At 44.8% G+C, this 15,977-nt stretch carries 13 protein-coding genes and 1 other annotated feature; of the genes, 2 read left to right on the top strand and 11 right to left on the bottom strand.

Going from position 1 to position 15,977, the window contains the following annotated elements; genetic code table 11:
* Positions 1 to 19: 19 nt before the first annotated feature.
* The 6 genes from mfd to purR form a co-directional block, all read right to left on the bottom strand.
* Positions 20 to 3,400 carry a transcription-repair coupling factor gene (gene mfd / locus EAL2_RS01030; protein WP_025434591.1) on the bottom strand — a complete coding sequence of 1,127 codons (3,381 nt, stop codon included), beginning with the start codon at positions 3,398 to 3,400 and terminating at the stop codon, positions 20 to 22.
* Between the two features lie 16 nt (positions 3,401 to 3,416).
* Complete coding sequence (gene pth, locus EAL2_RS01025) at positions 3,417 to 3,977, bottom strand: aminoacyl-tRNA hydrolase (protein WP_025434590.1); 561 nt, start codon at positions 3,975 to 3,977, stop codon at positions 3,417 to 3,419.
* 75 nt (positions 3,978 to 4,052) lie between these two features.
* The gene (locus tag EAL2_RS01020; protein ID WP_025434589.1) at positions 4,053 to 5,006 is read right to left on the bottom strand and encodes a ribose-phosphate diphosphokinase; all 954 of its coding nucleotides are present in this window, start codon (positions 5,004 to 5,006) and stop codon (positions 4,053 to 4,055) included.
* 57 nt (positions 5,007 to 5,063) lie between these two features.
* Complete coding sequence (glmU, locus tag EAL2_RS01015) at positions 5,064 to 6,437, bottom strand: bifunctional UDP-N-acetylglucosamine diphosphorylase/glucosamine-1-phosphate N-acetyltransferase GlmU (RefSeq protein WP_025434588.1); 1,374 nt, start codon at positions 6,435 to 6,437, stop codon at positions 5,064 to 5,066.
* 161 nt (positions 6,438 to 6,598) lie between these two features.
* The gene (gene spoVG, locus EAL2_RS01010) at positions 6,599 to 6,889 is read right to left on the bottom strand and encodes a septation regulator SpoVG (RefSeq protein WP_025434587.1); all 291 of its coding nucleotides are present in this window, start codon (positions 6,887 to 6,889) and stop codon (positions 6,599 to 6,601) included.
* A 187-nt stretch (positions 6,890 to 7,076) separates the two neighbouring features.
* Positions 7,077 to 7,889, bottom strand: a complete 813-nt coding sequence (purR, locus tag EAL2_RS01005) for a pur operon repressor (RefSeq protein ID WP_025434586.1) — start codon at positions 7,887 to 7,889, stop codon at positions 7,077 to 7,079.
* A gap of 225 nt (positions 7,890 to 8,114) precedes the next feature.
* Between purR and murC the strand changes: the two genes are divergently transcribed.
* Complete coding sequence (gene murC / locus EAL2_RS01000) at positions 8,115 to 9,482, top strand: UDP-N-acetylmuramate--L-alanine ligase (protein ID WP_025434585.1); 1,368 nt, start codon at positions 8,115 to 8,117, stop codon at positions 9,480 to 9,482.
* 41 nt (positions 9,483 to 9,523) lie between these two features.
* Here the strand turns inward: murC and rsmA are convergent, their stop codons facing one another.
* From rsmA to EAL2_RS00985, 3 genes are all read right to left on the bottom strand, one after another.
* Positions 9,524 to 10,402 carry a 16S rRNA (adenine(1518)-N(6)/adenine(1519)-N(6))-dimethyltransferase RsmA gene (gene rsmA / locus EAL2_RS00995; protein WP_025434584.1) on the bottom strand — a complete coding sequence of 293 codons (879 nt, stop codon included), beginning with the start codon at positions 10,400 to 10,402 and terminating at the stop codon, positions 9,524 to 9,526.
* Between the two features lies 1 nt (position 10,403).
* Positions 10,404 to 10,943: a ribonuclease M5 gene (rnmV, locus tag EAL2_RS00990; RefSeq protein ID WP_025434583.1), complete on the bottom strand. Its 540-nt coding sequence runs from the start codon at positions 10,941 to 10,943 to the stop codon at positions 10,404 to 10,406.
* A 96-nt stretch (positions 10,944 to 11,039) separates the two neighbouring features.
* Positions 11,040 to 12,053 (bottom strand): 3D domain-containing protein, encoded by a 1,014-nt coding sequence (locus tag EAL2_RS00985; RefSeq protein WP_025434582.1) that lies wholly within the window; start codon positions 12,051 to 12,053, stop codon positions 11,040 to 11,042.
* Between the two features lie 311 nt (positions 12,054 to 12,364).
* On the opposite strand from EAL2_RS00985, the gene EAL2_RS00980 reads away from it, so the two are divergent.
* On the top strand, positions 12,365 to 12,832 hold the full coding sequence (locus EAL2_RS00980) for a hypothetical protein (RefSeq protein WP_207641140.1): 468 nt from the start codon (positions 12,365 to 12,367) through the stop codon (positions 12,830 to 12,832).
* A gap of 100 nt (positions 12,833 to 12,932) precedes the next feature.
* Here the strand turns inward: EAL2_RS00980 and EAL2_RS00975 are convergent, their stop codons facing one another.
* Both EAL2_RS00975 and metG read right to left on the bottom strand, forming a co-directional pair.
* A complete protein-coding gene (locus tag EAL2_RS00975; protein ID WP_025434580.1) occupies positions 12,933 to 13,703 on the bottom strand; it encodes a TatD family hydrolase in 771 nt (256 codons plus the stop codon).
* Entirely contained in the window at positions 13,704 to 15,650 is a 1,947-nt protein-coding gene (metG, locus tag EAL2_RS00970; RefSeq protein WP_025434579.1) for a methionine--tRNA ligase, read from the bottom strand.
* A gap of 105 nt (positions 15,651 to 15,755) precedes the next feature.
* Positions 15,756 to 15,975, bottom strand: a binding site (T-box leader).
* Between the last annotated feature and the right edge of the window lie 2 nt (positions 15,976 to 15,977).

Genomic DNA, 15,977 nt, shown 5'->3' with positions numbered 1-15,977 from the left:
CTATTTTTATGCTGACATATTATTGTAACATCTTTTCCATGACCATAGCAATTTCTGTAATCAATTTGTAATCTTCTTTTTCCTCTTTGGGCTTGAACATGTAGTAGGGCTCTATATATATCTTTTCCTTGTGATGCTTTATGGCTTTTACTCCAAGTTTTTGAGCCATCGACTTGACGTATGCGGTCATAATAAGAGTTCTTACAGGCAGCGGGATGTCCGAGAATCTGTCTTCTATTTCCTCTTCTATCTCATACATTTCATCCTTTGATTCTATTGATGCTATCTTCTTGTATATTTCTATCTTCGCCAGCTCATCTTGTATATAGTCCTGCGGGATGTACGCATTTAACTTCAACTCTATTTCAGTGTCTACTTCCGGCCTTTCCTCTTCTCCCTTTAGCCTTCTTATAGCACCTGAGAGCATCTTTACATAAAGATCGTAGCCTATCGCAGACATATGCCCGTGTTGCTGTGAACCCAGCAGGTTCCCTGCTCCCCTGATTTCAAGGTCCCTCATTGCAATTTTGAAACCCGAGCCAAACTCGGTGAACTCCTTTATCGCCTTTAGTCTTTTTTCCGAGATTTCAGTGAGCATCTTATCCTTTTCATATATGAAATATGCATAACCCTGCCTCGAGGACCGGCCCACCCTGCCTCTTAGCTGGTATAGCTGCGAGAGGCCCATCTTGTCGGCATCGAAAACTATCATTGTGTTTGCATTCGCTATGTCCATTCCCGTTTCGATAATTGTGGTGCATACGAGCACGTCAGTTTCCCTTTGAAGGAAGCGCATCATTACATTCTCAAGCTGCCTTGCACTCATCTGCCCGTGTCCTAAATCTATCCTCGCGGAAGGCACAAGCTTTTTTATCCTGGCAGCCATATCCTCTATTCCGCCGACCCTGTTGTATACAAAAAACACCTGTCCGCCTCTTGAAATTTCACGTTCTATAGCATCTGCAATTATACTCTCTTTTGCTTCCACAACAAACGTCAGGACTGGATGCCTTTCCTCGGGCGGCTCCTCTATTATACTCATGTCGCGTATGCCTGTAAGCGACATGTGAAGCGTTCGCGGAATTGGCGTTGCAGACATGGCAAGTACGTCTACGCTCGCTTTCAGGCTTTTAATCTTTTCCTTATGCTTTACGCCAAACCTTTGCTCCTCGTCTATAACAAGCAGCCCCAGGTCCTTGAATTTTATATCATCAGACAGCAGCCTGTGGGTGCCTATCACCACATCCACAAGACCCCTTCTTATGTCGTCCGCTATGCGCGATTGCTCTTTTTCAGTCTTGAACCTGCTTAACACTTCTACCCTTATGGGGAATTTCTCAAATCTCTCCCTGAAGGTGTTGTAGTGCTGCTGTGCAAGTATGGTGGTGGGAACTAGCACTACAACCTGCTTTGATTCCATGCACGCCTTGAATACGGCCCTTATGGCCACCTCAGTCTTGCCATAGCCTACATCGCCGCATATGAGCCTGTCCATAATACCATCGGACTCCATGTCTTTTTTGACTTCCTCAATGGCTCTTTTTTGATCCTGCGTCTCTTCATGCGGAAAGAGGTTTTCAAATTCGAACTGCCATGGAGTGTCTTCGCCGAACTGATAGCCTTTCATGCCCTCTCGTTTTGCATAAAGCTCAATGAGCTCTTTTGCCATCTCTTCGACTGCCTTTTGCGCCTTGGCCTTGGCCTTGCTCCACTCGCTTGTCCCAAGTTTGCTTAGCTTTACTCTCTCACCCTCGCCACCTATATATTTTTGGACCTTGTCCAACTGGTCTGTGGGGACATAGAGAGTGTCACCAGCGGAGTATACTATTCTCAGATAGTCTTTTGTGACATCTCCCACCACAAGCTGCTTCATACCCTCGTATTTACCTATTCCGTGACTTTCATGAACCACATAGTCCCCAATCTCCAGCTCCATGAAGCTTTCAATCTGCCTGGCATTCTTGGACCTTGTCTTTTTCTTCTGGAATGTTTTTTTGTGAGCCCCGAGTATCTCGGTGTCTGTAACTAGTGTGAAAGCGCAGTCCAGGTAAGAAAAGCCGGCGCTCACATCGCCTGGAGATATTACAACCTGCGAAGGCCTTATGGCGTAGCTTCTGTCACTTGTAACACTGCACTCTATGGAATGTGAAGACAGCATTTCCTGCAGACCTTTGGCCTTGTCAGGGCTGCCTATTGATATTAGTATGCTGTGGCCCTTTTCCTTCAGAAATTTTATCTCACCCGCGGCCATTTCAAGCTTGCCGCCAAAGCTTGGAACCTCTCTTGCCGAAAAGCTGTATGCCGAGGCTCTATTGAAGCCTTCGACATCCTTTGGCAGCGTGGCGAGCATCAGGAGCGTTTTTCCTTCGAAACGTTCTTGAATATCGTCCATTGCAAACAAAAGGTTTCCCTGCTCACTGCCGGCTTCTCCCCGTTCAAGGCTTGCAACGAATATCTCGCTGAACTCGCTCGCAAAATTCTTTGCCCTCTGGAGAACTCGCTCTGGTTCATTCATAATGACTAGCGATTCTGCGCCTAAGTAGTCAAGGAGTGTACTCGGCCTTTCATATATATAGTCTATATGGTTTTCTATTCCTTCGAAATAAATTCTTTGAGACAGCTTCTCCATTTTTCCCGATAATTCTTCAGAAAGCCCTGCTGTTTCATGTATATTTGCTGAAAGCTTCGGGTCAAATCCAGGAGCATATATAACCTCTCTGGCCGGCGCTATTGTAACAGAATCGACTCTTTCAATCGACTTTTGGCTTAGTGAGTCAAATGTTCTCATCGAGTCAATCTCATCGCCAAAGAGCTCTATTCTGACGGGGTTTTCAAAGCCTGGCGAGAATATGTCTATTATCCCGCCTCTTATGCTAAACTGGCCTACCCCCTCGACCTTGCTCTCTCTTTCGTAGCCCAAAGCAGCAAGCTTTCTTGAAAGCGCTTCGATGTCTACTGTGTCGTTTGAATTCACCTCTATCAGGCTCTCAAAAAAAATGTTTTTGGGCACGTATTTCCTCATAAGATTGTCTATGCTGCTTATAAGAATGATCCTCTCGCCTTTTGCAAGTCTCCTTAGCACATCTATCCGCTTGGCTTCCTCATTCCTGTCCCTGGCCTCCAGCGAATAGAAAAAAATGTCGCTGCAGGGCATAAATGCCGCGGCTTCGCCCGCATAAAATCTCATGTCTTCGTATATTTTCTTGGCCTCCAGGTCGCTGTGGGTTATTATCAGTCCCTGCTTGATGCCGCTGTATTTAAAAAGCCCCGCGCCAAAATGCGCCTTTTGACTCTGCACAAGTCCATTCACATGGACAGGGCTTTTTCCTTCTTTGACATTTTCAATTATCTGGTTGAATTCATAGCATCGTTTCAGGGGACTCAAAAAAATATCAGCCATTGAATGCCCTCCTATTTTAACCGTTATATTTGTTCATTGCAGCTTCAACACCGCTACTGATTATTGCCTCTGCAGCCTCTGCAGCACGCTTTTCTGCTTCTGCAATCTCCTTCATCTCTTCCTTTGCGAATTTCGAAAGCACAAAAGAGGCCAAATCTCTTCCGTCAAATGGCCTTCCAACTCCTATTCTGATTCTTGGGAAATCTTCAAAGCCAAGGCGAGAAATTATGGATTTCATGCCATTGTGCGTGCCGGCGCTCCCTTTTTTCCTTATCCTTATCCTGCCAAAATCCGTATCTATATCATCGTATACAACTATAAGCTCCTCCGGGCTCACCTTATAGTAGCTTAATATATCCGCAAGCGAATCCCCGCTCAGATTCATGTAGGTCTGGGGCTTTACAAGCAAAACCTTCTGCCCGCCTATGAACCCTTCTCCTACAAGCGCCTTGTGCTTTAGCTTTTTTACGCTTATTCCGTGCATATGGGCTATTATGTCTATCACGTCAAAACCCACGTTGTGGCGCGTACACTCGTACTGGCCTCCCGGGTTTCCAAGTCCTGCAATTACAAACACTCTTAATTTCCTCCTTACAATATTGTCCATAACCTACAAAAGGCGGAGAATTAATATCTCCGCCAAGTTCAAACTCTAGTCGAACAGTCTGCTTACCGATTCATTTAGGAATATCTTTTTTATAGCCTTTGCAAATAGAGGCGCAACCGATTCAACGACTATCTTGTCGAGCTTCTTGTCGTCAGTCAGAGGTATTGTATCCAGCACCACAAGCTCCTTTATTGCCGAGTCTCTTATTCTTTCTATCGCAGGCCCCGAAAGCACAGGGTGCGTGCAGGCCGCATATACTTCTCTTGCTCCAAGCTCCTTTAGAGCATTTGCTCCGTTTGTTATAGTTCCGGCCGTATCTATCATGTCGTCTACTAGTATTACGTTCTTGTCCTTTATGTCCCCTATTATATTCATAACTTCGCAAACATTCGCCTTTGGCCTTCTCTTGTCTATTATAGCCAGCGGCGCATCCAGCAGGTTCGCGAAATTCCTTGCTCTTGTAACGCTTCCAAGGTCAGGCGATACAACCACAAGATCCTTGAGCCCCTGATTCTTGAAGTGCTGGGCAAGTATCGGCACACCCAGGAGATGGTCTACCGGTATGTCGAAATACCCCTGTATCTGAGCTGCATGCAGATCCATTGTGAGCACTCTTTGCGCTCCTGCCGCAGTAAGCAGATCGGCCACAAGCTTTGCAGTTATCGGATCTCTTGCCTTCGCCTTTCTGTCTTGCCTTGCATAGCCATAGTATGGAATTACTGCAATTATTCTGCCAGCCGACGCCCTTTTTAGTGCGTCTATCATTATAAGAAGCTCCATTATATGCGTGTTTACAGGAGCGCTGGTGGATTGAATAAGGAATACGTCTCTTCCTCTTACAGATTCGTTGAAATTGACAGAAATCTCGCCATCACTGAACTTAGAAACTACAGCATCACCCACAGGAACGCCCACAAGCTTGGCAATCTTTTGCGCCAGCTCGGGATTGGAATTCCCGGTAAACACCTTGATTTCATTTCCGCTACTATTGAAATTCATTTCAAAAAACCTCCCAAATTTATATAAAAAATTAAAGCAATAATTTTTCCAAGCAGTCTAGTCTTTTTTTTCCCATTTGTCGCCTTTTAAGTAACCTTCCTTGGTTGTCTGTCTCTGTCTGGCTATGGCAAATGAATCCCCAGGCACATTGTCAGTTATCGTTGATCCTGCTGCTATATATGAATTCTCGCCAAGCTCAACAGGAGCGATCAGATTTGTGTTGCAGCCTATGAAGCTCCTGTCGCCTACCTTTGCCCTTGATTTTTTCTTGCCGTCATAGTTGACAAATACAGTGCCGCAGCCTATGTTTACATCCTCGCCTACGTCAGCGTCTCCTATATATGAAAGGTGAGAAGCCTTGGAGTTGTCTCCGATGTTGGAGTTCTTGACCTCCACAAAGTCTCCTATCTTAACATTTCTACCAATATTGCTGTTTGGCCTCAGGTACGCAAATGGTCCTACCTTGGAGCCACTGCCTACAGCACTTTTTACTATAACCGAATTTTGAATCTCGCAGCCATCGTCAAGTCTTGAGCTGTCAATAGTGCATCCAGGCCCCACTATGCAGCCTTCGCCTATTACGCTGTTGCCCTTTATTAGGCTTCCAGGATATATTATAGTGTCAGAGCCTATCAGCGCGCCGCTTTCTATATAAGTAGCCAATGGGTCTATCAGTGTGACACCATTAAGCATATGGAATTCATTTATCCTCTTTTTCATGAGGCATTCGGCCTCCGAAAGCTGGAGCCTGTTGTTGACTCCCATTATCTGCTCACTCGTTGCTCCCGCAAAAGCTCCGGCAGTCATGCCCTTGCCTCTTATTATTTCGACTGCATCCGTAAGATAGTATTCTCCCTGCGAGTTGTCGCTTCTTATCTCAAGCAGAGCCTCGCGCAGAGCCTTGCCTTCAAAGCAGTACATCCCCGAGTTTATTTCGCATACAAGTCTTTGCTCCTCGCTGGCATCCTTTTCCTCGACTATTCCAACTAGCTCCTTGCTTTCTCCCCTTATTATCCTGCCGTAGCCCTTTGGATTTTCCATTAGCGCCGAAAGCACGCTTACAGCAAAACCGTATTTCCTGTGGAATTCAATAAGCGCCTTTATCGTTTCACCTTCTATAAGAGGCGTGTCTCCACACAGAATGACTATGGTATCGCTGTCATCTATGTAATTATTTGCCATCATGACCGCATGGCCAGTCCCCAGCTGCTCCTCTTGAACCACCGTCTCGACTCCCTCGGGCAGACAGTTCCCGACCGCTTCCCCGCCATGCCCTATCACTACGATGTTGCTTTTGGCTCCGGCCTCAAGAGATGCATCTATTACATGGTTTACCATCTCCTTGCCGCACACCTTGTGCAGGACCTTTGGAAGCTTTGACTTCATTCTGGTCCCTTTGCCAGCAGCAAGTATGATTGCTTTTATGCCCATTTGAGTTCACTCCTATATGATAATGTACGTTTTATAGTCTTAACATTATTTACAATTTCCATAATTAATATAGCACTTTTTAAATGAATTGTATACTTATATATCGACTTTTTACACAAAAAAAGAACCTTCGCCAGGTTCCTTTTCCACGTCCTTATTATTTATTCCAGGCCAAAGTCAGCGCTGACTTCGGCAAGCGATTTAGCCTCGTCGTATGCCCTCAGTATCGCATCCTGCAATTTTTCCCTTGATTGAATATTTATAGGATGCGCTATGTCTTTGAACCCTCCCTCGTTGAGCCTTTTGCTTGGCATTGCCACAAAAAAGCCATTTTTCCCCTCTATCACCTTGATGTCGTGGATCACAAACTCGTTGTCGAAAGTTACCGAAACTACGCCTTTCATCTTGCCATCATCAAGAACCTTTCTGACTCTAATATCAGTGATTTGCATTTTGTCCACTCCCTCCAAAAAAGCATATGTATGCCCGGCTGAAATATGTATATTTAAACTGCCTTAAACTATATTCTACATAAAAACTCATAAATCTTCAAGAAACTTCTAAATTTTCTGAAGTTTTTGCGCGAAAAAACGCAGGCCCTATTAGTTTCACGAGCCCGCGCTGCTTGGTGGTTTTTATCTATTTAATTATTTCGTCGTTAGGTATTGTCTTTACCTCTCCAGCATCAATCCTTACAAGCTTCATAAGCGAGATGCAGTCTTCAATTAATTTCTTCTCCGGAGCATTTGTCGATATGAGGACTCCTTTGCCCACCACTTCAGCCTTGAATTCGCTCATTAGATCCTGCATGCCCTTTAGAGTTCCTCCGCCCCTCATGAAATCGTCTATAATGATTACCTTTGAGCCTTCCTTGAGCGACTTTCGCGAAAGCGACATCGTCTGTATCTTTTCATTCGAAGCCGAAACATAGTTTATGCTAAGCGAAGAGCCTTCGGATATCTTTGAGTTCTTTCTTATTATTACAAGAGGAAGATTCATTGCATTTGCCGTGGCAAGCGCCAGAGGTATGCCCTTGGTCTCTATTGTAACCACGCAATCGGCAGAGCTGTAATCTATATATGTCGCAAACAGCTTTCCAACCTTGGAAACCACCTGCGGGCTGTATATTATATCAATCAGGTAGAGGAATTTGCCGGGCAGAACTCTTTCCGGGTCATTTATCTGCTCGCAAAGTTCGCTCAAAAACTCTCTTGCATCCTCGCTTGAAACCTTCGGTATATACTTGACTCCGCCTGCGGCTCCCGCTATAGTTATGACCTTGCCCAGCTTGAGCTTCTCAAATACATTTTTAACTATTAGTATGTCTTCACTTATAGTCGACTTGGCCGCATTGAATTTTTGCGTAAAATAGCTAAGTGTGAATATTCTATTTGGGCTGTCGGAAAGAATTTTAACTATTCCGCCGATCCTTTCATTCCTTTTGAATTTCATATGCTTCCTCCTTAAAGTAATTCCGGTGTTGAAAGTGTACAAAACGCTTTATTTTAATTCGTTATATTTTCAAGCTATATTGTGCTATAATTTAAAGTGCTTGTTTGTATGTTCTCAAAAAAGTGCACATTCCGCAGCCAGATTAATCTTTTACATTATATACGAAAATTCAGCATCATTCAAGCTTCAATGTTCACTTTTTATCATTTCATGGAGGTAATTAAAATGCATATACATTTCATTGGAATAGGCGGCATAGGCATGAGCGGACTTGCCTTCATCTGCCTGAAAAGAGGCCACGAGGTATCCGGCTCCGACTCTAAAAGCTCTGCCATCACCGCTAGTCTTGAAAGATCGGGAGCGAAAATATACATAGGTCAAAAATCTGAAAACATCCAGGAAGGCACTGACATTGCAGTATATACTGCTGCCGTATCGCCTGATAACGAGGAGCTTGTTGAAGCACGGAGCCTTGGAATTGAAACCATGGATCGCGCTGAATTTCTTGGTCTTTTAATGAAGGATTTTTCCAACTGCATAGCCATAGCGGGAACCCACGGCAAGACAAGTACGACATCTATGACTTCAGTTGTATTCAACATGAACAATCTTGACCCCACAATACTTGTGGGCGGCAACCTTCCCCACATAGGCGGCAATGTGCGCGTGGGCGGTTCCATGCACTTTATAACCGAGGCCTGCGAATATGTGGACAGCTTTCTCAAGTTCCATCCGACTATAGCCATAATAACCAACATAGACGCCGACCACCTGGACTATTTCAGGGACATAGACCATATAAAGGACTCGTTTGCAAAATTCGCTGCGCTAGTGCCTGAAGGCGGCCACGTGATAGTAAACGGTGACGACGAGAACATAAGTGACATGCTTGCAGAAAACTCCCTGAAAATCAGGGGCGAAATCATAAGCTATGGCTTTGACAAGTCAAACAACGCAGTGATATCAGATCTTGAGTTTGACAATAATGGATGTGCCTCATTCTTGCTGTCGTTGAGAGGTTCTATTCTGGGAAAATTCTCACTTGGAGTTCCTGGAGTTCACAACGTACTCAATTCATGCGCTGCTATAATAACTTCATATGTATGCGGCATAGCTCCAGACGACATAAATTCTGCAATAGGTGTATACAGCGGCGTGGGCAGAAGATTTGAGCATATGGGTTCAATAGGCGGCATAAAATTCATAGACGACTATGCCCACCACCCCACCGAAATAACGGCCACACTTTCGGCGGCAAGGCGTGCCACGCAGGGTAAAATATGGTGCATATTCCAACCTCATACCTACACCAGGACAAAACTGCTACTCGAGGAATTTTCAAACGCCTTTGACGACGCCGACAATATAATAATAACGGACATATACGCCGCCCGAGAGATTGACAATGGAGAGATACACTCAACCGACCTTTTCAAGAGGCTTTCAGATAGGAATAAAAACGTCAATTATATCTCCAGCTTTGAAGAGATTGCTTCATATGTGCTTGAACATGCCAGCGAAGGCGACATCGTAATAACAATGGGTGCGGGAGATATCAACAGGATAAACGACATAATATTCAAAGACAAATAGACTACCAAAAAAAATGCCGAAATCAATTTTCGGCATTTTTTTTATGGCTTTACAGACTCCAAGAAATCATACACTTCGTTGGAGAGAGCTGCAAATTCGTGTATTGTAAGGGTCTCACCCCTTCTTTTTTCATCTATTCCTGCGCCGGATATCACTTTAAATGCGTCATCCTTTGATATTCCAAGCTCCGAGCTTGAAATGCAGTTAAGAAGCGTCTTCCTCCTCTTCGAGAAAGAGGCCTTGACCACACGAAAGAACATATCCCTGTCTTTTACGCTGCATGGAGGTTCATCCAGCAGATCGAGCCTTATTACTGTTGAGTCCACATTTGGCTGAGGCATGAATACCGTCTTGGGCACATTTGCTACAATACTTGTCGTGCAGTAGAACTGTATGGCCACTGAAAGAGAACCATAGTCCTTAGTCGAAGGCTGCGCGTTCATCCTCAGGGCAACCTCTTTTTGTATCATTACTACGATCGATTTGACAGGTATATTCTCTTCAAGAAATCTCATTATTATAGGCGTAGTTATATAATAAGGAAGGTTTGCTACTACCTTGACCCTCTTGCCCTCGAACTTTTCTTCTATGAGCTTTTTTATATCCAGCTTGAGTATGTCTTCATTTATTATCTCCACGTTTTCCCTGTCCGAGAGAGTCTCCCTGAGTATCGGGATGAGATTCTTGTCTATCTCAATAGCTATCACCTTGTCCGCGCGCTTTGAAAGCTCTCTTGTGAGCGTGCCTATGCCCGGGCCCACTTCTAAAACACAGTCGCCCTCTTCTATCTGGGCTCCGTCTACAATCTTGAGAAGCACGTTTGAATCCACAAGAAAATTCTGGCCGAGCGATTTTGAAAACTTGAATCCGTATTTTTGAACTATATCCTTTGTAACCTTTGGCATAGAAAGCCTGTCCATACTACTCCTCCCCGAGCTCAAACATGGCAAGCTCAAACTCTTCCCGCTTTATTCCATAGCTGTTTAGTCTGTTTAAAAACTGCTTTGCATTGCCATAGCCTATCCCAAGAACCGCACCCAGCCTGTCTCGCCTTGCGGATGCATTTGCATCTCCATCGAGACCACTGCGCAGCAGGTCCATCCTCGAAAACTCGCTCCCCGGGGTTTCAAGCTCACTTCTGACCTTTGAAAGAGCCCTTAGTATGCTCTGGGGGGAGGCGTTTTCTATTCCAATATCGCCATTATATGTGGCCTCTTCTCTCGGAAGGAATGCATGCTTGCAGCCTGGCGCTATTTTCGAAACTCTCTTTCTTATCTTCTCACCTGCAAAGTCGGGGTCTGTAAACACTATTATGCCCCTACTGTTTGCAGCCGCCCTTATACGCTCTTCCACTCCGCTTGGAAATCCAAATCCGCCTGTTGCTATAAGCTCTGCCTCTACAGCCCTTCTTACGGCGCATATATCGGACTTGCCCTCTACCACTATTATTTCCTTTATCAAAAAACCACCTCTTAACAATAGAAATGGAAAGGCCTGAGCCTTTCCACATCCTTTTCTATAGAGTTAATTATAACATTTTTTAGCCTTGCATCAATATTATTTAAGCAAATAGACTGTTACATTTCTCTTTCCGAAGCTTCTCGCATCGCTCAGATTCTCCATGTATATGTCAATTCGGTTCCCCTTTATTGCGCTGCCTGTGTCCTCTGCAATGCAATAAATTCCCATTGGCTCTATATAGAGCCTTGAACCTAGCGGTATTACTCTTGGATCCACGGAAACTACTCCTGGCCTTACCCGTGTTCCGCTCCTTGTTATTCCATAATTTCTGTCGCCAGGGTTTTTCCCTGTGCTTTCATAGCCTGCCGTATATGCGCTGGCCACCATGTTTATGACTCTTTTGAAGTCCCTGCTTTCTCCCCTCGATGTGAGTACAAAGCTTTTTGTCCCTCGCTTCACAAGCTCCTCCGAAGGCATCGAAACCACCTTTTCGCCAACAAGTCTCTTGTCGACTTCAACTCCGTCTTCAAGCACAATTTCGTAAGTTACGCTCTTTTGGCCGGCCTTGCCTTTTTGCACTACCTTTGTTTTGCCAGCCTCCAGGGAATCATCTCCCACGACAGTAACCTTGTATGGTATCTCCTTGCTCTCTTGAACCTGCTTCATCTCAACTCTTACTATCTTAACCGATGAGCCCGGCTTCAAGCTGCTCCCAAGCGACGGATCAACCTTGTCCTTTTCTCCCAGCTTTATATTCTGCTGCCTTATGAACTTTTCTACTGTGTCTGCCGCAGTGTATACCGCATTTGTCTTCCCATCAATGCTGAGCGTGACCTCAAACGCTCTGTAAACCTTAACGTCCATTCCGTCTGAAAGTTTTTCATCGAGTGATGGGCTTACCTTGTCATTTTTTGAAAGCTTTACTCCCTTTTCCTCCAAAAGACCCGCTACATCTTTTGAAAAAGTTGATGCTTCGATTTTTTTATCGTCGACTATTATTGTAACCTTTTTGTTGCTTAGGTCATATATCCCTATAGAAATCGATAAAAGGAGCACTACTGCCAACACACATACATGCCATTTTTTTAGCATGTCAAGTCTTGACTTCATATAATCACCTCCTGATATATAGGCCTTGACTCATTTTATTTCATTTTTTACGCCTTGTCAAACCGAAATGGTTTTTTATTTTTCAAAATGTGGGTATAATTATCATAAGCCACCACAAAAGGGGAAGCGCTATACCCCACTAATTCCGGATTTTTTCATTGATTTAAGAAGGGTCTGAAATAGCCTTTAGAATGTTGTATTGTTTTATTTTTATAATTTGATATTTTTATTGATGTTTTCATTTTGTATATATGGGTATATTTTTGAAATGTGGGAGATATAAAATATAGGGGGGAAATCACATGGCCAATATGTCGAACATCTTAGCATTCTTTGATGAACCAGAAAAAGCGTCAAAGTGCCTAGCAGAAATTAGAAAGGTGGCTTCAAAAAACACAAAGGCTTATACTGTTGCTCAGCATGAATACACAAAAGACAAGGACGAGGTACAGGTAAAAAAAGATGAAAGGCGCAGAACAGCTATCAAAATAGGATCTCTTGCAGGTATAGCTGTAGGAGTGCTTGTGTCTGTAGGATATACACAGGGGCTTTTCGAAGCTGTACACAACTCAATTGTTGTACTACTTATAGCATTCGCTGCAACCGGAAGCCTTGCCGGATTCCTCGTGGCAAACCATAAGCTTGATGAGAAGGAGAGGATTTCTGAAGAGGGCAAGAGAGGACAGCTTATGCTTATAGTAGAATGTCCTGATGATGAGCTTGAAAAAATAACTGGTGTTATCGAAAAATTCTCACCATCCAAGATCAACGCTTATTAATTTGCTTTGCTACCACTTATTAAATATAAAGGGCTGCTGCTAACCGACTCTATATGTTGGTTTTGCAACAGCCCTTTTTGGCTTTTATGCCATATTCTTATTATTTCTTTATATTGAAGAATCTAAGAGCATTTTCACTCGTCTTCTGGCATACTTGCTCGTATGACAGCCCTCTTATCTGAGCTATCATGGCCGCAACGTGCTCGACCTTGGTGGGATCGTTGCGCTTGCCCCTGAACGGTACGGGAGTGAGATACGGCGAATCCGTCTCGATTAAAAGTCTCTCAAGCGGGATTTCTCTGACCACTTCTGCCGTCTTGTTGTTCCCCTTGAACGTAACAGGCCCTGCTATTGAAATATAACATCCAAGCTTTACGTATTCAAGGGCCATCTCCTTGCTTCCAGAGTAGCAATGTAGCACGCAGCCTGTGCCCGGAGCCTTGTATTTTTTTATGATTGAAAAAGTGTCGGCATGCGCGTCGCGATCATGAACTATTATAGGCAGTCCGGTTTCATTTGCAAGCTCAATTTGCCTTTTGAACACTTCCTTTTGAATATCCTTCGGGGAAAACTCGTAGTAGTAGTCGAGCCCTATCTCCCCTATCGCAACCACCTTTTCGCATTTGGAAAGCTCCCTTAACACATTCATGCTCTCTTCGTCTGCGCCTGCGGCCTCATGAGGATGTATCCCTATGGCGGCATATAGGAACTCGTATCTTTTAGCCAGATCTATGGCTTTCACAGACGATGGTATATCGACTCCCGGATTTACTATATATTTAACATCTGATTGCCCCAGCCTTTCAAGCAAATCATCTCTGTCCGCATCGTATTTCTCGTCGGTAATATGGGCGTGAGTATCAAACAGCAATTAAGACACCTCGCATCCGCTTTCTATTCCTTCTACCGCAGGCAGCACAAGCTTATTCTCGTCGTCATTTACCGCCGCAAGTATCATGCCCTGGGAGTCGATTCCCCTTAACTTGACTGGCTTTAGGTTGCAAACCACAACCACATGCTTGCCTATAAGCTCCTCTGGCTTGTAGTGCTTCGAGATTCCCGACACTATCTGCCTCTTTTCGCTGCCAAGCTTGATTTGCAATACAAGGAGCTTATCGGCCTTTGGATGCTTCTGGGCATCCACTATCTCGCCCACTCTGAGCTCTAGCTTGTCAAAGTCGTCTATAGTTATTTCTTCCTTGTGCTCGAGTGGCTTTTGCCCCGCCTCTTCGCCCTTTGGCGCAAATATCTCTTCAAGAGCGGCTATTTCGCTGTCGATATCAAGCCTTGGGAACAGTATCTCGCCTTTTGATACGCGTGTGCCTGGCGTTAGCTTTCCAAACTCCTGAACACTCTCCCAAGTCAGAAGCTCCTGCTGCCCTGTTATTCCCAGCTGCTCGAATATCTTCTTTGAAGTCACATGCATTAGAGGGCTAATTAGCACCCCGACTATCCTTATTGCCTCGGCGAGATTGTAGAGCACTGTGTCAAGCTCGTCCTTCTTGCCTTCTTCCTTTGCCAGCGCCCAAGGCATAGTCTCGTCGATATATTTGTTCGTCCTTCTTATGAGCTTCCATATACTCTCTAGCCCTTCGCTGAACTGCAGCTCGTCCATTTGACCCTCAAATTCCGAGTATGCACGTATTGCCTCGATAGAGAGCTCGTCGTGCACCCCGCCCTTTACCTTTGGAGATGGCACTTCAGAGTCGCTGTATTTTTCTATCATTGTCACTGTTCTGCTCACAAGGTTTCCAAGGTCGTTTGCAAGGTCGGAGTTGAGCCTGCCAAGGAAATTCCTGTTTGTATAGCTGCCGTCCTTGCCGAATGTGAATTCTCTCAGGAGGAAATATTTGAGGGCATCTATTCCATATCTTTCTATCAGCGGTTCAGGATATACTATGTTGCCCTTTGATTTTGACATCTTGTCGTCCCCAAACAGTATCCAGCCGTGGCCGAAGACCTGCTGGGGCAGCGGAACATCAAGAGCCATCAGTATAGCCGGCCATATTATTGAGTGGAACCTAACTATCTCCTTGCCTACAAGCTGCACATTTGCCGGCCAGTATTTCTGGTATTCGCTATCGTCGTCAGACATGAAACCCAGCGCCGTTATATAGTTGCACAGCGCGTCAAGCCACACATATACAACGTGTTTTGTATCGAAAGGCACCTTTATTCCCCAGTCGAAAGTTGTTCTGGATACGCAAAGGTCCTCAAGATTTTCATTCAGGAAGTTGCTGAGCATCTCATTTTTTCTGGCCTCCGGGTAGCAGAACTTTGGATTGCTCTTAAAGTGCTCTATCAGCCTGTCCTTGTAGTTTGAAAGCCTGAAGAAATAGGCCTCTTCCTTTGCAAGCTGGGCTTCCCTTCCGCAGTCAGGACACTTGTTGCCTTCAAGCAGCTGAGTCTGTGTCCAGAAACTCTCGCAAGGCGTGCAATACCAGCCTTCGTATTCACTCTTGTATATGTCTCCTTTTGCATACAGCTTTTCGAATATCTTTTGGACGGCTACCTTGTGCCTGTCCTCTGTAGTTCTTATAAAATCGTCATAAGATATCTCCATCCTGTTCCAGAGCCTCTTGATGTCTTCAACCATCCCGTCAAGATATGCCTGCGGCTCAAGACCCTGCGCCTCCGCTGTCTTTTGTATCTTCTGTCCGTGCTCGTCAGTGCCCGTAAGGAACCTTACATCATATCCTGTGAACCTTTTGAATCTGGCAATTGCGTCTGCAGCTACCGTGGTGTATGTGTGCCCTATGTGAAGCTTGCCGCTTGGATAGTATATTGGCGTTGTTACATAAAAAGTCTTATTGCTCATTTTTGCTCCTCCTTTAAAAATCAACTTAGTCACTACTTACCCTAAATCCTTTATTGTCAAATTGTATATTCTGATTTGTTCAATAAAAAACGCCCCTGAACAATGTCCAGGGGCGAATATTCTCCGCGGTACCACCCTATTTGCTGTTTGGGCATTGCCCAAAAGCCTCAATCAGGCTATAACGTGCCTTATGCGTTCCGCCCTGAATCATCTCGGGCGGAGGGCTCCGGGGCCATATTCAGCATATAGTTCCTTGCCGGCTTTCACCTTATCCGGCTCTCTTATAAAGGACTTGCCTGCCTACTCTTCCCTTCACTGCCTTTTCTT

This window comes from Peptoclostridium acidaminophilum DSM 3953, assembly GCF_000597865.1.
GTDB classification, from domain to species: Bacteria; Bacillota; Clostridia; order Peptostreptococcales; family Peptostreptococcaceae; genus Peptoclostridium_A; species Peptoclostridium_A acidaminophilum.
This window is presented reverse-complemented; position numbering and strand designations above follow the sequence as displayed.